19 protein-coding genes are annotated in these 20,190 nt (G+C 68.3%); 8 read left to right on the forward strand and 11 right to left on the reverse strand.

Annotation, left to right across the window (positions count from 1 at the left end):
• Window positions 1-7: 7 nt before the first annotated feature.
• Complete coding sequence (locus tag G6N19_RS08050; RefSeq protein WP_193466121.1) at window positions 8-1,753, forward strand: hypothetical protein; 1,746 nt, start codon at window positions 8-10, stop codon at window positions 1,751-1,753.
• Here G6N19_RS08050 and G6N19_RS08055 read toward each other — a convergent pair.
• The 4 genes from G6N19_RS08055 to G6N19_RS08070 are packed head-to-tail and all read right to left on the reverse strand — an operon-like array spanning window position 1,680 to window position 4,083.
• The gene (locus tag G6N19_RS08055) at window positions 1,680-1,958 is read right to left on the reverse strand and encodes a cytochrome C oxidase subunit IV family protein (RefSeq protein ID WP_083036662.1); all 279 of its coding nucleotides are present in this window, start codon (window positions 1,956-1,958) and stop codon (window positions 1,680-1,682) included. The two genes, G6N19_RS08050 and G6N19_RS08055, sit on opposite strands and share 74 nt — an antisense overlap.
• Window positions 1,959-1,964: 6 nt before the next feature.
• Window positions 1,965-2,573, reverse strand: a complete 609-nt coding sequence (locus G6N19_RS08060; RefSeq protein ID WP_232062671.1) for a cytochrome c oxidase subunit 3 — start codon at window positions 2,571-2,573, stop codon at window positions 1,965-1,967.
• Window positions 2,573-3,364, reverse strand: a complete 792-nt coding sequence (locus tag G6N19_RS08065) for a hypothetical protein (protein WP_041316725.1) — start codon at window positions 3,362-3,364, stop codon at window positions 2,573-2,575. The genes G6N19_RS08060 and G6N19_RS08065 overlap by 1 nt, the downstream gene beginning before the upstream one ends.
• Complete coding sequence (locus G6N19_RS08070; RefSeq protein WP_013827144.1) at window positions 3,361-4,083, reverse strand: hypothetical protein; 723 nt, start codon at window positions 4,081-4,083, stop codon at window positions 3,361-3,363. Before G6N19_RS08070 ends, G6N19_RS08065 begins: the two co-directional genes overlap by 4 nt.
• A 159-nt stretch (window positions 4,084-4,242) precedes the next feature.
• On the opposite strand from G6N19_RS08070, the gene G6N19_RS08075 reads away from it, so the two are divergent.
• A complete protein-coding gene (locus G6N19_RS08075; RefSeq protein ID WP_041319364.1) occupies window positions 4,243-4,863 on the forward strand; it encodes a TetR/AcrR family transcriptional regulator in 621 nt (206 codons plus the stop codon).
• Window positions 4,864-5,178: 315 nt separating this feature from the next.
• Window positions 5,179-6,693 (forward strand): HNH endonuclease signature motif containing protein, encoded by a 1,515-nt coding sequence (locus G6N19_RS08080; protein WP_013827142.1) that lies wholly within the window; start codon window positions 5,179-5,181, stop codon window positions 6,691-6,693.
• Between the two features lie 48 nt (window positions 6,694-6,741).
• Here G6N19_RS08080 and G6N19_RS08085 read toward each other — a convergent pair whose 3' ends face one another.
• The gene (locus G6N19_RS08085; RefSeq protein WP_013827141.1) at window positions 6,742-7,164 is read right to left on the reverse strand and encodes a thiol-disulfide oxidoreductase DCC family protein; all 423 of its coding nucleotides are present in this window, start codon (window positions 7,162-7,164) and stop codon (window positions 6,742-6,744) included.
• A 23-nt stretch (window positions 7,165-7,187) separates the two neighbouring features.
• Window positions 7,188-8,342 (reverse strand): glycosyltransferase family 4 protein, encoded by a 1,155-nt coding sequence (locus G6N19_RS08090; protein ID WP_013827140.1) that lies wholly within the window; start codon window positions 8,340-8,342, stop codon window positions 7,188-7,190.
• Window positions 8,343-8,386: 44 nt separating this feature from the next.
• On the opposite strand from G6N19_RS08090, the gene G6N19_RS08095 reads away from it, so the two are divergent.
• From G6N19_RS08095 to G6N19_RS08105, 3 genes are all read left to right on the forward strand, one after another.
• Window positions 8,387-9,166: a class I SAM-dependent methyltransferase gene (locus tag G6N19_RS08095; protein WP_083036670.1), complete on the forward strand. Its 780-nt coding sequence runs from the start codon at window positions 8,387-8,389 to the stop codon at window positions 9,164-9,166.
• A 108-nt stretch (window positions 9,167-9,274) separates the two neighbouring features.
• Window positions 9,275-10,747 carry an aldehyde dehydrogenase gene (locus G6N19_RS08100; protein WP_083036673.1) on the forward strand — a complete coding sequence of 491 codons (1,473 nt, stop codon included), beginning with the start codon at window positions 9,275-9,277 and terminating at the stop codon, window positions 10,745-10,747.
• 44 nt (window positions 10,748-10,791) lie between these two features.
• Window positions 10,792-11,568 (forward strand): hypothetical protein, encoded by a 777-nt coding sequence (locus G6N19_RS08105; RefSeq protein ID WP_041316722.1) that lies wholly within the window; start codon window positions 10,792-10,794, stop codon window positions 11,566-11,568.
• Here G6N19_RS08105 and G6N19_RS08110 read toward each other — a convergent pair.
• The 3 genes from G6N19_RS08110 to G6N19_RS08120 form a co-directional block, all read right to left on the reverse strand.
• Window positions 11,558-12,049 (reverse strand): hypothetical protein, encoded by a 492-nt coding sequence (locus G6N19_RS08110; RefSeq protein ID WP_013827136.1) that lies wholly within the window; start codon window positions 12,047-12,049, stop codon window positions 11,558-11,560. The two genes, G6N19_RS08105 and G6N19_RS08110, sit on opposite strands and share 11 nt — an antisense overlap.
• Window positions 12,050-12,084: 35 nt before the next feature.
• Window positions 12,085-13,932 (reverse strand): acyl-CoA dehydrogenase, encoded by a 1,848-nt coding sequence (locus tag G6N19_RS08115; RefSeq protein ID WP_193466123.1) that lies wholly within the window; start codon window positions 13,930-13,932, stop codon window positions 12,085-12,087.
• An 87-nt stretch (window positions 13,933-14,019) separates the two neighbouring features.
• Window positions 14,020-14,868 (reverse strand): arylamine N-acetyltransferase family protein, encoded by an 849-nt coding sequence (locus tag G6N19_RS08120; protein ID WP_041319362.1) that lies wholly within the window; start codon window positions 14,866-14,868, stop codon window positions 14,020-14,022.
• Window positions 14,869-15,027: 159 nt separating this feature from the next.
• Between G6N19_RS08120 and G6N19_RS08125 the strand changes: the two genes are divergently transcribed.
• On the forward strand, window positions 15,028-15,768 hold the full coding sequence (locus G6N19_RS08125; protein WP_232062672.1) for a 1-acyl-sn-glycerol-3-phosphate acyltransferase: 741 nt from the start codon (window positions 15,028-15,030) through the stop codon (window positions 15,766-15,768).
• A 5-nt stretch (window positions 15,769-15,773) separates the two neighbouring features.
• On the forward strand, window positions 15,774-17,411 hold the full coding sequence (gene fadD12, locus G6N19_RS08130) for an acyl-CoA ligase FadD12 (RefSeq protein WP_083036682.1): 1,638 nt from the start codon (window positions 15,774-15,776) through the stop codon (window positions 17,409-17,411).
• A 55-nt stretch (window positions 17,412-17,466) separates the two neighbouring features.
• Here the strand turns inward: fadD12 and G6N19_RS08135 are convergent, their stop codons facing one another.
• Both G6N19_RS08135 and G6N19_RS08140 read right to left on the reverse strand, forming a co-directional pair.
• The gene (locus tag G6N19_RS08135; RefSeq protein WP_013827131.1) at window positions 17,467-18,885 is read right to left on the reverse strand and encodes a WS/DGAT/MGAT family O-acyltransferase; all 1,419 of its coding nucleotides are present in this window, start codon (window positions 18,883-18,885) and stop codon (window positions 17,467-17,469) included.
• A 56-nt stretch (window positions 18,886-18,941) separates the two neighbouring features.
• Window positions 18,942-20,174 carry an alpha/beta hydrolase gene (locus G6N19_RS08140; RefSeq protein WP_041316719.1) on the reverse strand — a complete coding sequence of 411 codons (1,233 nt, stop codon included), beginning with the start codon at window positions 20,172-20,174 and terminating at the stop codon, window positions 18,942-18,944.
• Between the last annotated feature and the right edge of the window lie 16 nt (window positions 20,175-20,190).

Consider the following 20,190-nt stretch of genomic DNA (forward strand, 5'->3'; position numbering starts at 1 on the left):
GCCCGCGGTGGTGCGAGCCGGGCGCTGGGTGGCGCCGTGCTATGCACTGGGACTGACGCTGCTGGTGCTGGCGCCGCTGCTGCGGCCGGGCTATCTGCTGTTGCGCGATGCGGTGTCGACGCCGCGGTCGTATCTGACCGGCAGCGCGCTCGGACTGGGCGAGACGGCGCCGCGGGCGGTACCGCAGGACTTCGCGGTGGCGCTGGCTTCGCGGCTGTTCGACGGCGGCACCGTGGTCAAGACGTTGCTGATCGCAGCGCTGTGGCTGGCCGGCTGCGGTGCGGCGCGGCTGGTGGCGACGGTGCTGCCGGAGGCCGGACGGCCCGGCCAACTGGTGGCCGTCACCGTCGCGATCTGGAATCCCTATGTCGCCGAACGACTGCTGCAGGGGCATTGGAGCCTGCTGGTCGGCTACGGGTGCCTGCCCTGGGTGGCCGTGGCGATGCTGCGGCTGCGATCCGGTGGCGGCGGCGGTCTGCTCGGGTTGGTGTTCTTTCTGGCACTGGCCGGATTGACCCCGACCGGGCTGCTGCTGGCCGCCGTCGTGGCGCTGGTGTGCGTCGCGGCACCGGGTTCCGGTCCGCCGCGGTGGTGGTGTGCGACCGGCACGGTGGCGATCACCGCGACCGCCGCACTGCCGTGGCTGATGGCCCTGGTGGTGGGCCCGGGATCCGTTCGCGGCGAGCCGGCCGGGGCGGCGGCGTTCGCGGCCCGTGCCGAGCCGGGCCTGGGTACCCTGGGCAGCCTTGCCGGGCTGGCCGGTATCTGGAATGCCGATGCGGTACCCGGCTCCCGGACAACGGTTTTCGCGCTGGTGGCGACGGCGGTACTACTGGGCATGGTGGCACTGGGGGTGCCGACGGTGCGGCAGATCCCCGCCGCGCGGCCGCTGCTGGTGCTGGCGGGCACGGCGGTACTGGTGTTGGCGATGCTGGCAACCGGCCCCGGGTTGGCGGTGCTGGGCTGGGCGGTGGACGTCGCGCCAGGTGCCGGACTGCTGCGCGACGGCCAGAAGTGGGTGGCGCTGGCGGTGCCGGGTTACGTGCTGGCCGCCGCCGGCGCGGTGGTCGGTCTGCGCGACCGATTCCCGCCGCCGCGAGCGGCCCTGGCGTGCTGCGTCGCGCTGATCGTTGTGCTGCCCGACCTGGCCTGGGGTGTGGGCGGCCGGATCTCGCCGGTGCACTACCCGCCCGGTTGGGCGGCGGTGGCGGCGAAGATCAACGCCGATCCGCGCCCGGTCGCCGTGCTGCCGGCCGACACGATGCGGCACTTCGCCTGGGCCGGGCCGGCGCCGGTGCTCGACCCGCTGGGCCGGTGGGTGCGCGCCGAGGTGCTCACCACCGGCGATCTGAGCATCGGCGGGCAGACCGTGCCCGGTGAGGGCGCCCACGCCCGGGCGGTTCAACAGGCGCTGCTGTCCGGCGCCGAGCCGGTGACGCTCGGCGTGTACGGGGTGGGCTGGGTGGTCGTCGAATCCGGCACTGACGGCGAACTGGGCGCTGCGGCAAAGACACTGTCCCGGTTGCCGGTCGCCTACCGCGATTCCGACTTCACCGTGTACCGGGTCGGCGGCCGTGCTCCGAAGGGCTCCGCCGCCGCGCGCCGGGCCGTCGTGGCCGCCCACCTGGGGTGGCTGGCGATGCTGGTGGTGGGAGCCGCAGGGCTGGCCGCAGCGGGGATCAGGCAGCGGCGAAGTAGAAGCCGAACAGCAGCCCGAACAGCGCCAGCAGCCACCCGTTCGTCGTCAGCTTGAGCCACCTGGGCGCCTGCCCGACCTCCATGAAGTGCCAGATCACCAGCTGCGTCTTGATCGCGGCGATCAGCAGCACGACGACGGTGACCGTGACACTCAGCCGGTGCGCCTCGCCGCCGTCGCGAGCGGTCAGCCACGACGCGATCGTCACTGCCGTCAGTAGCGCCCACACGAAGATCAGCTGGTTACGCCGATACGCAGTCATCGCCGATCACCTCATCAAGTAGAGCAACGCGAACAAGATCAGCCACAGCACGTCGACCATGTGCCAGTAGGTGGCGCCGGTCTCCACGAACGAGATCCGCGGTGCCACCGGTCCGCGCAATGCGCGGATGACGAAGCAGAGAATCACCAATCCCAGCAGCACATGGCACAGGTGCATTCCCGTCATCACGAAGTAGTACATGAAGAACAGGTTGGTGCCCGGCGTCATCCCGGCGGTGATCTCCGGGATGTATTCGCACATCTTGAGCAGGGGGAAAGCCACCCCGCACCCCAGCGCTGCGCAGAACCACCGGCGTGCCTCGGCCGTCCTTCCGACCCGCGCGGCCGAGGTGCCCAGCGCCACGAACAGCGAACTGGTCAGCAACACAACGGTGTTGACGATGCCGACGCTCAGGTTGACCTGCGCCTGACTCTGCAGGAACACCGCATGGTCTTGGCCGCGGTAGTACATATAGGACACGAAGTAGGCGGCGAAGATGAGCAGGTCACCGATGACGAAGAACCACATGCTGGTTTCACCCGGAAGGTGCCCGCGCGGCTGGACGGTTCGCGGTGTCTCGGCGGTGTCGACGCCGAGTCCGACGGTGACCCCCATCATGCGCCGGCCCCCGCCGGCGACGTCGCGGCTCGCGCGTCGAGCCAGTGGTTCTCGAGTTCCTCGTCGGGTTGGTTCTTGATCGCCCGGAAGATGCAGGTGTAGACGATGAACTGCCACGACACATACAGCGTCATCGCCAGCCAGAACGTCATCAGCCCGTTCCAGGCGAACGGTCCCGACTTGGCGATCCAAACGGGTGCGGCCATCAGCTCGGTGACGTACTGCCAGACGGTGTAGTAGCCCAGCCATTTCGGCAGGATGTTGTTCTGGTCGAGGATGATCGCCAGCCCGAAGGCCATCCACATGATGCAGAAGCATCCCAGCGAGCCGATGAAGGCCAGGTAGCCGAAGTCGTAGAGCATCGCCAAGATCGCCGGATCGTAGCCCGGCCGGAACGCACCCAGCCCGAAACAGAACATCGGGAACAACATGCCGACCATGGCGCCGCAGGTCGCCCCCATCATGACGCAGTAGCGGAACACCGGGCTGACCGACATCCGCTTGATCTGGATGAGGTAGCAGGCGTTCGACACCGGCGCCAGGCCGAACACCAACGTCAGTACCGCACAAGCGATCAACAGGTTGTGCGACTGCATGAACTCGATGATCTGCGGCTGCGAGCTGCTCGGCGATCGGGGCGGCATCATCCAGCTCAGCGGGACGAAGACCAGCCCGAAGAGTGCGAAGAAGACCGGGACGGACCAGAAGGCGATCCACTGGTCGAGCTTGTTGTTCCTACGCGGCGACGGAGATCTCCCGACGACGGGCGCGGCCACGCTCCTGGTCATGCCATGGCCTCGTGGTCGTCACTCTGGCGATTGACGATGCCGAGCAGCACGACGAACATCACGACGAGATAGACGGCGAATACGCTGAGCCGCAGCGTGAACGACACCGCACCGTCGAAGGCCAGCGGCCCGGACTTGTGCAGCAGCGAGAATGCGCTGGGTACCAGCAGCACGGCCGCCGCGACGTTGAAGTGCGCCACCCAGCGGGGAAAGATCGGCTCGGGTCGCGCGTCCAGGTAGATGCTGAGGGCCAGGCAGATGTTCTGCACGATGATCGTGCCGACGGGCGCGATGAAGAAGAACCAGGCCATGTCGTTGAGCAGGCTGATGAGTTGCGGGTCGCGTTCGGGCCGAAACGCTGCCATCGCCCAGCAGTAGTCGGCGAGGATGAACGCCGTGAGGCCCACTCCGACGCAGAGCAGGTAGGCGTAGGTGAAGACACTGCTCGACGTCGCAGTCCGCGATATCTGCACCGCGGTCACCGCGAACAGCGGAACCAGCGAGCAGGCGATGAGATTGCACAAGATGGCCACACCCAGGATGCCGGTGACGTTCTGGGCGAAGAAGGCCGCGACCTGTTCGGGCGTCAGCGCCGGTGACAGCGGCGGGGAGAACACCGGGAACAGCAGATAGGCCAGCGCGAACAACCCGGCCGCCGGCGGCACCGTCCACAACAGGATGCGCTGTCCCCGGGTATTCGGCGCCGTCGCTGTCGTCATCGCCCGCCCCTGCCTGGTCAGCTACCACCCGCTCGGTTGCTAGGTCTAACACACTCGCTGACAAATGACAATGAGTAAGCGGTTGATTGCGTTGTCAATGTGAGGGTCGGTACGCCGCCGGGTGGCTTTTTGGCTGACACGGGACAGCAAAGTACGTCCCTGCGGCACAATGAGGCCGTGCCAGACAGTGCGACCCAGCGCGAGACTCAGCGCCGCAGAACACGTGCCCGCGTGCTCGACGCCGCGATCGTGGAGTTTCAGCGGGCCGGCACCAACGCGGCCGACATCAACGCCATCGCCAAAGCGGCTGGGGTGGCGCGCAGCACCTTCTACTTCCACTTCCCCACCAAGGAGCACGTGCTTCTCGAGCTCATCCGGCGAGACGAGATGCGCCTCGCCGAAGAGCTCAGCCGATTCCTCGACACCCGACGTGAGCTCGCTGCGGTGTTGGCGGTGATCGTGGAGTTGGTCTTAGCCCTCGAAAGCCGCTGGGGCTCAGCCTTATTCCGCGACGTCTTGAGTCTCTACTTCTCACCCAACCGGCCTGAGCCGGAACAGTGGACCAGTCATCCGACCTTCGTGCTGCTGGCCGCCGAGGTCGAACGCGCACGCCTTCGCGGTGAGCTCTACGACGACGTGGACGCCTACCACAGTGCGGCGTTCTTCCTGCTGGGTGTCTACGCGCTACTCACCACGGTCGGGGAATCCCAGGCGGAACGCGATGTGGCACTGAAGAAGTTCGTGACCAGCACCCTGCGCAGCATGGTTCCGCAGCACTGACGGCAGCGCCATCCCGAACGACTCCTGGAGTTGCAGGACGCGTTGGGCCTCATCGATCGCCAAGCGCCTCTAGGCTTCGAGGTCCGCGAAGGGACCAGATCGATCAGCGCGGCGCCGAGCTGCCAGATCCGCAGCCTCAGCACAGGTCATCTCCCCAGCCAACACGGCAAGGACCAAGCGGGTCCTCTCCTCGGCAGCGACCTTCGTACGTCGCGATCGAGCCATCTCCACAACCTTCCAGCCATGGCAGCAGTTATCCACAACGTGCGGCTCTGCCCAATAGTTTGAGTCAGTAGAGGGCGTACAATCGAAAGTATGTTCGAAACGATCGGTCTGCCCGACCCGGAGGCGCTCGCCGGGCTGGACGACGCAGCGCTGGTGGCAGCGATCGGCGGATGGGCCCAAGCGGAGGCCGTCGCGGCCGCCCGCCGCCTGGCGGCGATCGCCGAGCTGGTGGGGCGGAAACTGTACGACGACCCCGCGCATTCGAAATGGGCCTGCGACGGCTGGGACGCGGTGGCCGCCGAAGTCGGTGCGGCTTGCGATATCAGCCACGGGAAGGCATCCGGGCAGATGTACTTGGCTTCGGCGCTGCGCGAACGCCTGCCCAAGGTGGCGGCACTGTTCGCCGCCGGGCAACTCAACGCCGCCCTGGTGGCCACCATCTCCTGGCACACCACCTTGATCGAAGACCGTCGGGCGCTTGCCGCGGTCGATACCGCCCTGGCCGCCGACGCCCTGCACTACGGGCCCCTGTCGGCGTTCAAGACCGGGCAGGCCATCGACGCGATCGTCGAGGCGCACGACCCGCAGGCCCTGCGTCGCAGCCGGCAACATGCCCGCTCCCGCGACCTGGTGGTCGACAAACGCAACACCGACCATGCCACCACCCCGCTGTGGGGGCGGCTGCACGCCCACGACGCCGAAGCCCTCGACCGGCGGCTGCTGGCGATGGCGCACAGCGTCTGCGACGACGATCCGCGCACCATCGCCCAACGCCGCGCCGACGCCCTCGGCGCGCTGGCCGCCGGCGGGCAGACGCTGGCCTGCGGGTGCGGCAACCAGGACTGCCCCGCCAGCCAAGACCGTCCAGCAAGTTCGATGCTGATCCACGTGGTCGCCAGCGCCGAAAGCATGGGCACCGGTGTCGATGCGCACCGCAACGGTGAAGACCCACCGCCGCCGCCGATCGACCGCCGGAACCTGTTTGCGCCAGTAGAGCGCACCGCCGAGCCCGACCCGCCCCCCAAGGCCCCGCCGGCGCTGCTGCTCGGCGGACCGCTGATCCCCGCGCCGATGCTGGCCGAACTGATCGCCGGCGGCGCCACCGTCAAGCCGGTGCGACACCCTGGACCCGATAGTGCCCCCGAGCCGAGGTACCGGCCCTCGACCGCATTAGATGAGTTTGTGCGCTGCCGGGACATGACGTGCCGGTGGCCCGGTTGTGACCGGCCGGCGGAATTCTGTGACCTCGACCATGCGATCGCCTACGTCCTCGGCGGGCCGACACATCCGTCGAACCTACGTTGCCTATGCCGAAAACATCACTTACTCAAGACGTTTCACGGGTGGCGCGACCGACAACACCCCGACGGCACCATCGACTGGCTCAGTCCGGCCGGCCAGACCTACACCACCTGCCCCGGCAGTCGGCTGCTGTTCCCAGCCCTCTGTGAACCGACGGGACGTCTAACCGCACCGACTGACCGACAATCGGATTCGGCCGGCCGAACCCTGATGATGCCCACCCGACGGCGGACCCGGGCCCAGAACCGCGCCCGAGCGATCATCGCCGAACGCGCCCTCAACAGCCGACCCCCGCCACCCTGAGCCCACCGGCACCGCCCCTGCGAGACCAGGCGGCCCATCACTCCTGCCTCAAACCAGGAACCGAGCGCGCACTTCCGGCGCCGGCAGCGGGCAGGTGTCGTACCTTCCGCCAACCCGGTAGCGCACCGCGGCGAAGCGATCGTAGAGCCGGTCACGCAGCCCCGCGGGAATGATGCGGGCGGCCAGCAGCAGCCGGAATGGCCCGCCCAGATAGCGCACCACCTTCAGCGCCGCCGCCGATCGAACGCTGACACGCTCGCCGGGCTGACCGGGATCATCGATGAACACCATGGAATCGATGTCCTGAAGATCTGGATGGCGCTCGATGACCGCGCGGGCGAAGTCACTGTCCAGCGCGGCGAACCGCAGAGTGCCGTGCCGGTCGTGGCGAAGGATGGTCTGGACCGATCGGTTGCACACCCCACAGACCCCGTCGTAGAGCAGTACGGGAGCGGCGTCGATTTCGGTCATGGGCACCCCTTCGGCAGTTCCGGCTAGACCACGCCGCTGACGTAGCGGCGCTCACAGACCGCCTCCAGCACCTCACGCAACCCGTCAGCGCTTTGCCGCCACGAGAATTCGGCGCTGCGGTCCTGTGCCTTACCGCCGAGCTGTTCGCGAAGCACCGCATCAGCCAGCAGCCGATGGAGCTGCTCGACGAGCTCGTCACGGTCGTCGACCAGCAGCCCGGTCACGCCGTCGACGATCGAATCGGACAGCCCGCCGGCGGCCCGGTAGCCGATCGTGGGCACCCCGTGTTGGCCCGCCTCGATGACGGCCAGCCCCCAGCCCTCCTTGCGGGACGGCAGCACATGCACCCAAGCCCGTTGCACCAGCTGGTGTTTGGTGGTCTCGTCGACATGGCCGTGGAACGTCACCGCATCGCTGATGCCCAACGCTGCGGCATGCTGCACCAACCGGTCGCCCCACCAACCGCCGCCGATAACGTCGAGGTGCAGACCCGGCACCCTGCTGCGCAATGCCGCCACAGCGTCCAGGGCGTCCTCGATCTGCTTGTGCGGCACCAGCCGCGACAACACCACCACCCGCGGCGCTTCGGCCCGGGGCGCGGACAGCGTCGGCGCCGGAGCCTCGTCGAGACCGTTGCGCACCACCGCGATGCGTTCGGCGCCCACCCCCAGCTCGATCAGATCGCGCGCCGAGGGCAGCGACACCGTCAGGTACTGGTTGCGCCGGTTCAGCCACGGCGACAGCCTCGACTCCACCAGCCAGCCGATCCGGCTCAGCACCGGGCCGGCCACCGGCCACTGCTCGCGGTGGCAGTGGTGCACCAGCATCGCCACCCGCCGGCCGTAGATCAGCCGAGCCAGGAACGGCAGGCCGTTCTGGGTGTCGATCACCACGTCCGGCCGGACCCGCCGCAGCGGCCCGAGTCCGATCCGCGCCGCGGCCATCACCGCCAGCGCCCACAGATACACGGTGTAGGGACCGCCGCGCCGACTGACCCGCACCCCGTCGATGACCTCGTGCTCGGGTGAACCCGGATAGCGGGCGGTACGCAGCGTGACCGTGATCCCGGCGCCGGCCAACTCCGCGCCGATGCGCTGCAGGTAGGTCTCGCTGCCCCCGCCCTGCGGGTGCCCGGTATCACGCCAGCACAGCAGCAGGACGGAGCGCACGGCGGACACAGGACTACAGGGTAGTCCCGCAGGCTGGGCCTAGTCTTGGACCGGTGGCTGCCATCGAGGAGTTCGCCCGACGCGCGACGCTGGGCCGCTCGGTGCGCCTGCTGAACCGGTTCCGCTACGAGCAGCGCGATCCGGCCCGGTTCTACGGCGCGCTGGCCGGTGACACCGCGAACCTGGTCACCGACCTGTGGCGGGGCCTGCGCGGCGACGATCCGGCCGGCAGGACGGTGCTCGACGTCGGTGGCGGGCCGGGGTACTTCGCCACCGCGTTCGCCGAGGCCGGCCTGCGTTATGTCGGGGTCGAGCCGGACCCCCGAGAAGTACACGCGATGCATGCGATGCAGGCGGCCGGTTCCGCTTCGCCCACCGGTGCCCTCGTCCGCGCCTCCGGGATGGCGTTGCCGTTCGCCGACGACAGCGTCGACATCTGCCTGTCCTCCAACGTGGCCGAGCATGTACCGCGGCCCTGGCGGCTCGGCGCGGAGATGCTACGGGTCACCCGGCCCGGCGGGCTGGTGGTGCTGTCATACACAGTGTGGCTGGGTCCGTTCGGCGGCCATGAGATGGGCTTGAGCCACTATCTGGGTGGGCACCGGGCCGCCCGGCGCTACACCCGCCGCCACGGCCACCCACCCAAGAACAACTACGGTTCGTCGCTGTTCGCGGTGTCGGCCGCCGATGGCCTGGACTGGGCCCGCCACACCGGCGCGCTCGTCGCGGCTTTCCCCCGCTATCACCCCCGATGGGCGTGGCCGATTACCGCGGTGCCCGGTGTTCGCGAGTTCCTGGTGAGCAACCTGGTGCTGGTAATGCAGCCCCGCTGATCCCATTGACTGCAACGTGTTCTAATCCGCCCGTCGGCTAGGTAGGGTGTGCGCCATGACCGCTGCCGACGAGGCGGAGCGCAGCGACGAGGAGGAGCAGCGAAAATCATGACCGTGAGCACCGCGACCGAATACGACACCCTGTTCATCGGCGGCAAGTGGACCGCCCCGGCCACCGACCAGGTGATCGAAGTCCACTCGCCGGCCACCGGCGAGTACGTCGGCAAGGTGCCGCTGGCCACCAAGGACGACGTTGATAACGCAGTTGCGGCGGCCCGTCGAGCGTTCGACTCCGGACCGTGGCCGTCGACGCCGCCGGCCGAGCGGGCCGCGGTCATCGCCGCCGCGATCAAGCTGATGGAGGAGCGCAAGGAGCTGTTCACCAGCCTGTTGGCCGCCGAGACGGGCCAGCCGCCGACGGGGGTGGAGACCATGCACTGGATGAGCTCCATCGGTGCACTGAACTTCTTCGCCGGCCCCGCGGTCGACGAGGTCAGCTGGGAAGAGGTCCGCACCGGCGCCTACGGGCAGACCCTGGTGCGCCGCGAGCCGCTGGGTGTGGTCGGTGCGATCGTCGCCTGGAACGTGCCGCTGTTCCTGGCGGTCAACAAGCTGGGCCCGGCGCTGCTGGCCGGCTGCACGGTGGTGCTCAAGCCGGCCGCCGAGACGCCGTTGAGCGCCAACGCGCTGGCGCAGGTGTTCGCCGACGCGGGCTTGCCGGAAGGGGTGTTGTCGGTGGTGCCGGGCGGGGCCGAGACCGGCCAGGCATTGACCTCCAACCCGGACGTGGACATCTTCTCCTTCACCGGCAGCTCGGCCGTCGGCAAGGAGATCGGTAAACGCGCCGCGGAGCTGCTCAAGCCGTGCACGCTGGAACTCGGCGGCAAGTCGGCGGCGATCATGCTGCCCGACGTCGACCTGGCGTCGGCGATCCCGATGCTGGTGTTCTCCGGGATCATGAACACCGGGCAGGCCTGCGTGGCCCAGACCCGCATCCTGGCGCCGCGGTCGCGCTACGAGGAGATCGTGGAGGCGATTAAGAACTTCGTCACCGCCTTGCCGGTCGGACTGCCGGATGACCCGGCCGCCCAGATCGGTGCGCTGATCACCGAGAAGCAACGGGAGCGGGTCGAGTCCTACATCGCCAAGGGCATCGAAGAGGGTGCCCGGCTGGTCTGCGGCGGCGGCCGCCCCGCGGGTCTGGACGCCGGCTTCTTCGTCGAGCCGACCGTGTTCGCCGACGTGGATAACTCCATGACCATTGCCCAGGAGGAGATCTTCGGGCCGGTGCTGTCCATCATCGGCTACGACACCGAGGAGGAGGCGATCGCGATCGCCAACGACTCGGTGTACGGGCTGGCCGGCAGCGTGTGGACGACTGATGTCCCGCACGGGATCGAGGTCGCGAGCAAGATCCGCACCGGGACCTACGGCATCAACTGGTACGCCTTCGACCCGTGCTGCCCGTTCGGCGGCTACAAGAACTCCGGGATCGGCCGGGAGAACGGCAAGGAGGGCGTCGAGCACTTCACGCAGCAGAAGAGCGTGCTGATGCCGATGGGATACACGCTGGAGAGCTGATCTCGGCTCCCGTTGACGCAACGGTAAGCCCCTATACTGCCGTCGTGGGAGTTCTGGTCTGGTTCGCGCCGTGGGCGGTGTACTGGGTGCTGGCGGGAAATGCGCCGCTGTCGATCGCGGCGTCGGTGGCGCTGACCGTTGCGGTCGCGGTCATGGTGGGCGACCGCGAGTCGTCGGCCCGGCCACTGGGGGTCGGGGCCGTTGCGACTTTCGCGGTGCTGGCGGTGCTGGCGGTGCTGCCGCTGGCGAGTTGGGCGCAGCGGTGGGCGCTACCGCTGAGTTTCGCCGCCCTGTTCGCGGTGTTGCTGACCAGCACGCTGCTGGGCAAGTCGGTGGTGGCCGACGTCGCGAAGACGGATCTGCCCGAGGCGGTGGTGCAGACGGAGCTGTTCGCCCCGGTGGTGAACCGGCTGACGTGGATCTGGCTGGCGACGCTTGCGGCGATGTCGGTATCGGCGGCGATCCCTCCGGTCGCGGTGTCGGACGCCACGCTGCACCACCCGGGTTCCCCGCTGACCTACCTGTGCTACTGGGTGATCCCGTTCGGAATCCTGGCCGTGGCGGCGATCGCGTCGGTCATCCTGCCGGACCGGATGACCGCCGGTTTCGGTGACGCGGTGCGCAAGACCAGCTTCGTCGCCTTCGTCGACCTGGAGATCGATCAGCTGTACTACCTGGCTCAAGAACACGCCAACCGTGAGGTCGGCCCGGGCCAGGAGGCCTACAACGTCACCGTCGGCGCGAAGGGAACAGCATTGGTCGGTGACGAGACCCGGGTGTCGTGGCCGTCCACGTACAAGGTTCGGCAACTCAGCCGTTGAGTCGATGGCGGCGGTGCTCGATGCAGCGTCCCACCTCGGCGCGGTAATAGTCCTCGTCGAATCCGCCGGCGGTGAAGAGCCGCGCGCCAAGGCGGTCCCGCAATTCATCGGTGTCGACGTCGGCGCCGGTGGCGTTAGCGAGCACCCAGTCGACGGCGGCTTCACTGCCCTGCGCCCGGCAGATCCGGTCGGCCTGCCGAGCGGCGGCTCCCCTGTGAAACCTGGCGAATCCGGCTTTGCTCCACACTCGGATCTCCCGGGCCTCCAGGTCGAGCAGTTCGCGCAGCACCGACAGCGGACCATCCGGCACGGTTTTGAACGGGGCGGCGTCGGCGAATGCCAGCGCGCCGTCGGGCCGCCGGATCCGCTCGACGTCAGGTTCCACCACCACCGCGCCGCGGCCCTCGGCCAGCTCGTGGGCCCACCGGACGATGGTGTAGCCGTGGTCGGGCAGCCGGTACTTGCGGGTGTGGGTGTCCACAGCCATCGAGGGTAGTGCCCCCGGTGAGCGCGTGATCAGAACGCGTCCTCGCTCAGATCCATCACCGCCAGGTCGTCGCTTTCGACGATGCGTCGCTCCGCACTGAGCCGGGGCAGCACGTTGGCGGCGAAAAACGTTGCAGCGGTGACTTTTCCAGCGTAGAAGTCCCGGTCGCCATCGCTGACGTCACCCTCGAGCGCGCCGAGCGCGATCTCGGCCTGCCGCAGCAACAGCCAGCCGATCACCAGATCCCCCACGGCCAGCAGGAACCGCACCGATTCCAGGCCGACGCGGTAGAGCTCGCGGGGCTCCTGCTGTGACCCCATCAGGTATCCGGTCATGGCGGCGGCCATCGCCCGCACGTCGTCGAGTGCGGCGGCCAGCAGCTTGCGGGCGTCGGCCAGCTCCGAACGCGCATCGCCGCTGTCGAGGAACTCCTCGATCTGGGTGACCAGATGGCCGAGCGCCACGCCGCGGTCACGCGCGATCTTGCGGAAGAAGAAGTCCTGCGCCTGGATGGCGGTGGTGCCCTCGTAGAGGCTGTCGATCTTGGCGTCGCGGATGTACTGCTCGATCGGGTAGTCCTGCAGGAAGCCCGATCCGCCGAAGGTCTGCAGTGATTCGGTCAGGTACTGATACGCCCGTTCCGAGCCGACGCCTTTGACGATCGGCAGCAGCAGGTCGTTGACCCGCTCGGCGAGTTCGGCGTCGGCACCCGAGACCAGCGTCGCCACCGACGGGTTCTGGTGGGCCGCGGTGTAGAGGTACAACGCCCGCATCCCCTCGGCGTACACCTTCTGCATCATCAGGGCTCGCCGCACATCCGGGTGGTGAATGATGGTCACCCGAGGCGCGGTCTTGTCGGTCATCTGGGTCAGGTCCGCGCCCTGGATACGGGTCCTGGCATATTCCAGTGCGTTGAGATATCCGGTGGACAGGGTGGCGATCGCTTTGGTGCCCACCATCATTCGGGCGTACTCGATGACGTGGAACATCTGGGCGATACCGTTTCTGGTGTCACCCACCAGCCAGCCCTTCGCCGGGATGTCATGCTGGCCGAAGGTCAGTTCGCAGGTGGTTGAGACCTTCAGTCCCATCTTGTGTTCCAATCCGGTGACGAACACCCCGTTGCGCTCGCCCGGTTCGCCGGTCTCGGGATCGGGCAGGTACTTGGGCACCAGAAACAGGCTGAGCCCCTTGGTTCCCGGCCCGGCGCCCTCGGGTCGGGCCAGGGTCATGTGCATGATGTTCTCGAACAGATCGTCACTGTCGCCGTTGGTGATGAACCGCTTGACGCCGTCGATGTGCCAGCTGCCGTCGGGCTGCTCGATCGCCTTGGTGCGGCCGGCCCCCACATCAGAGCCGGCATCCGGCTCCGTTAATACCATGGTGGCGCCCCAGTTCCGGTCGATCGCCATGGCCGCCCAGTGCCGCTGCTGCTCGTTGCCCAGGCCGTAGAGGATATTGGCGAAGATCGGACCGGCCATGAACATGAACACCGCCGGGTTGGCGCCCAGCACCAGTTCGTTGATCGCCCAGGAAACCATCGCCGGCGCCGGCACCCCGCCGACATCCTCGGCCAGGCCGATCCGGAACCACTCGCCTTCCTGCCAGGCCCGCAGCGACGCCTTGAACGGCTCCGGCAGCGCGACGGTGTGGCTGGCGGGATCGAATACCGGTGGATGGCGGTCGCTCTCGGCGAATGACTCGGCCACCGGCCCTTCGGCGAGCCGGGCGGCTTCGGCCAGCATCTGGCGCACCGTGTCGCCGTCGAGGTCACCGAAGGCGCCTCCGGACTGCGCGGGATCCAGGCACTGCTCCAAACCGAGCAGCTCGAACAGGTTGAATTCCAGGTCGCGGACGTTGCTCTTGTAGTGACCCATGGGTCAAGCATGCCCTTCGACGCGCGTCGAGTTCCGGGCTTTCAGCGCATCTCGGCCCCTGAACCGCCACGGGGTCCGGGCCGGGCTTCAGCTGTCGAGCACCTGCGCCACCCTGGCCTCGACATCGCCGAGGTCGCTCAGGTCGATCCCGAAGCGCTCGGCCAGAGCGTTACAGACCTGCGCGGCGTCGTCGAAGCGCACCCGTTCGGTGCCGCCGCGGGAGTGAATGGTCAGGTTGCGGCCGCGCAGGTTCACCCGGGCGTCGTCGGTAACCCGTGCTGCGCTGAGCCCGGCGACGAAGTTCGACTCCGGGTAGGTCGACACATACCAACTGCCCACCTGCATGTCGATCAGCGGCCGCGGCTGCAAGCCGAAGGTGTACAGCGGCCGCCAGGTCGCACCGAGCTGCGTTTCCAGTACATAGCCGCTCGCGTGGCCGCGCAGCCGGAACGGCTCGTGGGGTGTCTGCTGGACTTCGTCGGCGACCAGGCGGATCGGTGATGTCAGTGTCTGTCCGCCGAATCCGACATCGGCCAGGTACGGCTCGTCGCAGCCCGGGATGCGCACCGCCAGGGCCTGGTGGGTCTCCGGGTGCGGTGGGCCGTCGAGCCCGTCCGGGTTCATCCACACCACCCGCCCCGCCAGCCGCTCGACTCCGAACCCGAGTGCGCGCAGCACGCCGAGCAGCAGGCCGTTCTGCTCATAGCAGTAGCCGCCACGGCGCCGCGTGACCAGCTTGGCGGTCAGCGCCGGCAGGCTCAGATCGACCACCGGCACACCCATCAAGGGGTCGAGGTTCTCGAACGGGATGCGGCGGACGTGCGCGGCCACCAATCCGGTCAATGTCTGCAACGTCGGCTCGGTACCGCCGCGATATGCCACCCGGTCGAAGTACGCCCGCAGATCGAAACGCGACTCCCCCGACTGCCCGTCCATTTCGCCGATGTTATCCACGGCCACCTCAAGCCGGTAACATGGGCAAAACTAGAACACGTTTCAATTGAGGGGGCCGTGGTGGACACACCCGACAGCGACTGGTCTGAGGACGTGCCCGGGCCCATCACCAAGTGGGATCCGGGCCTGACCGAACGAGTGATGGGGCTGCTGCGGCCGCTGATCAAGGGGTATCACCGCTCCGAGGTGCGGGGCCTGGACTCGTTCCCGAACGGCGGCGCCCTGGTGGTCTCCAACCACTCCGGTGGGCTGTTTGCGATGGACGTGCCGGTGTTCGCCACCGGCTTCTACGACAAATTCGGCTACGAGCGTCCGGTCTACACGCTCAGCCACGACATCATCTTCACCGGGGCCACTGCCGACTTCTTCCGCAAGACCGGCTTCATCCCGGCCAACCACGCCAACGCCGACGAGGCACTGCGCTCCGGTGGCGTGGTGGTGGTCTTCCCCGGCGGCGACTATGACGTCTACCGGCCCACGCTGGAAGAGAACAAGATCGACTTCGCCGGCCGCAAAGGCTACATCCGGGCGGCGTTCAACGCGGGTGTGCCGCTCGTGCCGGCGGTGGGGATCGGCGGACAGCAGAGCCAGTTCTATCTCTCCCGCGGCACCGGACTCGCCAAAGCGCTGCGACTGGACAAGCTGATGCGGGTCAAGATCCTGCCGATCTCGTTCGGCTTCCCCTTCGGGTTGTCCGCGGTGCTGCCGATCAACCTGCCGCTGCCGACCAAGATCGTCATGCAGGTGTGCGAGCCGATCGACATCGTCGCCGAGTTCGGTGAGGATCCCGACATTGACGTCGTCGACGCCTACGTGCGCTCCGTCATGCAGGACGCACTCGACAAGCTCGCGGCCGAACGCCGCCTCCCAGTCCTGGGCTGAGCGCAATGGCCCCCGGACCGTTCGACCGGCTCGCGCGCATCGGATCGATGCTGCAAACCTTCGCCCGCGCCGGGCTGCTGGCGCCGCTGCGGCCCGACAAATACCTGCGGGTCGCCGCCGCGGCAGCCCGCGAGGGCGGTACCACCACCATCGGAATCGCGATGGCCGCACAACGTTGCGGCGACCGTCCGGCGATCATCGATGAGCGCGGCAGCCTGAGCTACCGCGAGCTCGACCGGCGCTGTGATGCGCTGGCCGCCGGTCTGCAGCGGCTGCCCGGGCGGACGCCGCAGACGGTCGCGCTGATGTGCCGCAACCACCGCGGCTTCATCGAGGCGCTGGCCGCTGCCAATCGGATCGGCGCCGACGTACTGCTGCTCAACACCAGCTTCGCCGGACCGGCACTGGCCGAGGTCGTGGCCCGCGAAGGTGTCGACCTGATCTTCTACGACGAGGAGTTCGCCGCGGCGGTGGATCTGGCCGTGCCGGCCGAGTCCCGGTGCGTCCGGGTGGTGAGCTGGGCCGACTCCGACATCCCCGGGCTGACGGCGGATGACCTGATCGACGCCAACACCGGGCAGCGCCCGGCCAAACCGGCCCGCACCGGCAGCCTGGTCATGCTCACCTCCGGAACCACCGGCACCCCGAAGGGCGCGCGGCGCTCCGGTCGCGGCGGCGGCGGGGTCGCCGATCTCGCGGCGATCTTCGACAGAATCCCTTGGCACACCGAGGAAACCGTGGTCATCGCTGCCCCGATGTTTCACGCCTGGGGGTTCTCGCAGCTAGCACTGGCGTTGACGATGGCCTGCACCATCGCAACCCGGCGGAAGTTCGACCCCGAGGCGACCCTGGCACTGGTGGAGTACAACGATGCGGCCGGATTATGCGTCGTGCCGGTCATGTTCGACCGGATCATGGCGTTGCCAGATGATGTCCGCGCCGAATACCCCTGCCGCTCGCTGCGGTTCGCGACGGCGTCTGGCTCGCGGATGCGCCCGGACGTGGTGACGGCGTTCATGGACGCCTTCGGCGACGTCGTCTATAACAACTACAACGCAACCGAGGCCGGCATGATCGCGCTGGCCACACCGGAAGACCTGCGCTATTCACCCGACACCGCGGGCCGGCCGGCGCCGGGCACCGAGATCCGGATCCTCGACCCCGATTTCGCCGAGGTGGCGGACGGTATCACCGGGCAGATCTTTGTGCGCAACTCGTCCCAGTTCGAGGGCTACACCGGTGGCGACTCCAAGCAGTTCCACGACGGTTTCATGGCGTCCGGCGATCTGGGCTACTTCGACGCCACCGGAAGGCTTTTCGTGGTGGGCCGCGACGACGAGATGATCGTATCCGGCGGCGAGAACGTCTACCCGATCGAGACCGAGAAGGCGCTCATCAGCCATGGCGCCGTCGCCGAGGCCGCCGTGATCGGCGTCGACGACGCCGACTACGGGCAGCGACTGGTGGCCTTCGTGGTGCTGGAGCCGGGCGCTTCGGCCACCCCCGATGAGCTCAAGCAGCACGTCCGCGACAACCTGGCCGGCTACAAGGTGCCGCGCGCCATCACCATCCTGGAGGCACTGCCGCGCAACAACACCGGCAAGGTGCTGCGACGCGAGTTGCAGGCGATGGCCGGCACCTGATCCCATACCGTTGCACGCTCGGCGCATCGGGGTGAGTTTCTCCGGGCGATCCGATTCAGGCCGGGGCCATCGCGGTCTCGACCGGTGTCAGCGTCTCGGAAAGCCCTGCGGCACGACGGATCGCGATGAACTCGTCGACCATGGCGCTGGTCACCTCGTGCGGGTCGTCCACGGTGGCGCCGTCGGTCAGCACGGAGATGTTGAGCTGGTCGACGTAGCTCCACACGGTGATGTTCAACCCGCTGCCGGCGGTCAACGGCCCCACCGAATAGATCTCGGTGACCAGCGCGCCGCCGACCCGCCCGCGCTCCCGCGGGCCGGGCACGTTGGAGATGTTGAGGTTGAGCACCTTGTTCTGTCCGTCGCGGTTGGACAGCCAGCGGAACAATGACTCCGCCGGGGCGGGCGGCAGATACGCCGACCACCGGCTGACCAGCTCCGGCCCGACCAGGTGGTGGGCCTCTTTGGCCAGATTTGCTGCCTCCCGGGCCTTGTCGACGCGCACCAGCACGTCATCGACGTCCACCGGCAACGCCACCAGCACCCCGGAGAACCGGTTTCCGGAGATCCGGTCCGGGGAGAAGTCGAAGCTCATGGGCACCGATGCCAGCAGCGGATGATCCGCCTTCCCGTCGTAACGCAGCAGCAGCGTGCGCAACGCGCCGGCCGAAACGGCCAGCACCATGTCGTTGATCGTGGCGCCCAGCTGTTTACTGGTCTCCTTGACGTCGGCCAGTGCGAGGGTCGCCGTGGCGAACCGGCGTTCCGGGGTCAACATGTGGTTGATGAAGCTCGGTGGCGGTGTGAACGGCCGCGTCAGGTCGGCGGACAGTTTGCGGGTGCTGCGCCGCACCCGCCGCACACCGGCCGCGGTGTAGCCGATGGTCGCCGGTATCCTGCCCAGCTGGCGCAGGTGGTCCCGGAAGGCCGAGCGCACCAGCTGGCCGCCGGTGGGGGCGGGATCGGTTTCGTAGGAAGCCCGTTCGGAATTCGGGCCGGCCACCAGGTCCATGCCGCGCGCCATCAGGTTCGCCGAGGCGATCCCGTCGGCGAGGGCGTGGTGGATCTTGCCGACCACCGCGATGCGGTTGTTGGCCAGGCCCTCGATGAAGTACATCTCCCACAGCGGCCGGCTGCGGTCCAGCGGCGTACTGGCGATCTGACCGATGGCCTCATCGAGTTCGCGGCGGCCGCCCGGTGCCGGCAGCGACCACGGCCGGATGTGGTAGGTCAGGTCGACTTTGCAGTTCTCCCGCCACATCGGGTGGTGGAACTTGCCGGGGATGTCCACCAGTTGGTAGCGGAACGGGTCCAGCTTGTAGAGCCGGCCGTGGATCACCTGCCGGAAGGCATTGACGTCGAAGCCCTGCCGATCGCCATCCAGCTCGATAATCGCGACCTTGAGGGTGTGCATGTGCACGTTCGGCGTCTCGCTGTAGAGCAGAACGGCATCCCACCCGCTGAGGCGCTTCACCGCCGACCGCTTCCCATGCTGCGACAATACCTCGGCTGGGCAGCAGCCGACGCTGTTCAGATGACTTGTTTGCCGCCGATCGTGGTGCGGTCTCGGTGAATCTGGTTGAGAAACAACCCGATAGCCGTACTCATTGCGCCCGTCCGGGATCCGTCGGTCAGGTCGAAACCGTGCCCTGCCCCGGGCAACTCCAGGTAGCCGACCTTGGAGCGCGACACCGCCCGCAGCCGGTCGGCGAAGGCGCGGGCCTGCGCCACCGGGATGACGGTGTCGGCGCTGCCGTGCACGAGCATGAACGGCGGCGCCCCGGGATGCACCCGCGCAATCGGGGAGGCCTGCTGGTAGATGTCGCCGTGGCGCCGGATCGATCGGCCGACCACCACCCGCTCCAGGAAGTCGACGAACGCGACCCGCTCCGGAGTGGACCTGTCCTGCCAGTCGTAGCGGCCGTAGATACCGACCACGGCGTCCACCGAGGTGTCGGCGCCCTCGGGGAGCCGGTCCGCGAATTCCCGATCACCGGCAGCACTGCCGGTCAACCCGGCCAGCGCGGCCAGGTGTCCGCCGGCCGACGAACCCGCCACCGCGACGAAGTTGCGGTCGCCGCCGAACTTGTCGACGTTGGCGTGCGCCCAGGCGATCGCGGTCTTGACGTCGATGATGTGGCGCGGCCAGCGGTTGTGCGGCGCGACGCGGTAGTCGATCGACAGGCACACCCAGCCTCGCTCGGCCAGGTGCGACAGCAGCGCATATCCCTGCAGCATCCGGCTGCCGTGCACCCAGGCTCCCCCGGGGATATAGATCAGCACCGGCGCCGGTGTCGTCGGCAGGTCGCGGGGCGCCCACACGTCGAGCACCTGGGCGGGGTCGCTGCCGTAACGCACCCCGGAGCGGTGAATGTGGCGGCGGTGCTGCAGCGCCTTCCACACCGGCGGCGCCTGCTCCGGTTGCGGCCACTCGATGGCCAGCTCGGATGCGGTGACGACACCGCGAAGGGCGGCCTCGGAGACCGCGCGCGTCTGCTCCCGCGCCTGCTTCCGGGCGGTGGCGGCACCCGGGGTCAGCCATGACCTGGCCGCGCTGGAGAGGAACTCCGGCATGTGGCGGGTCCCCCATACCCCCATCGCGGTCATTCCGCCCAGGGGTTCCAGCCGCTTCCCGACCACCGGCAGCGAAGCTGAAGCGACGCTGAATGCGAGCAGGTAGTCCGCCGTCCGGGCCCGCTTCAACCAGCGCAGGCGACCGGTCACATTCCAGCCCGACTTCGGGGTCTGCGGTGCTGCCGTCATTACCGGAGAGTACCGC

Origin of the sequence: Mycobacterium novum (assembly GCF_010726505.1) — a bacterium.
Taxonomy (GTDB): domain Bacteria; phylum Actinomycetota; class Actinomycetes; order Mycobacteriales; family Mycobacteriaceae; genus Mycobacterium; species Mycobacterium algericum.

Excerpts from the sequence above, each read along its gene's own strand:
- G6N19_RS08055 (WP_083036662.1), bottom strand. The coding sequence starts at position 1,958 with ATGACTGCGTATCGGCGTAACCAGCTGATCTTCGTGTGGGCGCTACTG.
- G6N19_RS08060 (WP_232062671.1), bottom strand. The coding sequence starts at position 2,573 with ATGGGGGTCACCGTCGGACTCGGCGTCGACACCGCCGAGACACCGCGA.
- G6N19_RS08065 (WP_041316725.1), bottom strand. The coding sequence starts at position 3,364 with ATGACCAGGAGCGTGGCCGCGCCCGTCGTCGGGAGATCTCCGTCGCCG.
- G6N19_RS08070 (WP_013827144.1), bottom strand. The coding sequence starts at position 4,083 with ATGACGACAGCGACGGCGCCGAATACCCGGGGACAGCGCATCCTGTTG.
- G6N19_RS08080 (WP_013827142.1), top strand. The coding sequence starts at position 5,179 with ATGTTCGAAACGATCGGTCTGCCCGACCCGGAGGCGCTCGCCGGGCTG.
- G6N19_RS08085 (WP_013827141.1), bottom strand. The coding sequence starts at position 7,164 with ATGACCGAAATCGACGCCGCTCCCGTACTGCTCTACGACGGGGTCTGT.
- G6N19_RS08100 (WP_083036673.1), top strand. The coding sequence starts at position 9,275 with ATGACCGTGAGCACCGCGACCGAATACGACACCCTGTTCATCGGCGGC.
- G6N19_RS08115 (WP_193466123.1), bottom strand. The coding sequence starts at position 13,932 with ATGGGTCACTACAAGAGCAACGTCCGCGACCTGGAATTCAACCTGTTC.
- G6N19_RS08120 (WP_041319362.1), bottom strand. The coding sequence starts at position 14,868 with ATGGACGGGCAGTCGGGGGAGTCGCGTTTCGATCTGCGGGCGTACTTC.
- G6N19_RS08125 (WP_232062672.1), top strand. The coding sequence starts at position 15,028 with ATGGGGCTGCTGCGGCCGCTGATCAAGGGGTATCACCGCTCCGAGGTG.
- fadD12 (WP_083036682.1), top strand. The coding sequence starts at position 15,774 with ATGGCCCCCGGACCGTTCGACCGGCTCGCGCGCATCGGATCGATGCTG.
- G6N19_RS08140 (WP_041316719.1), bottom strand. The coding sequence starts at position 20,174 with ATGACGGCAGCACCGCAGACCCCGAAGTCGGGCTGGAATGTGACCGGT.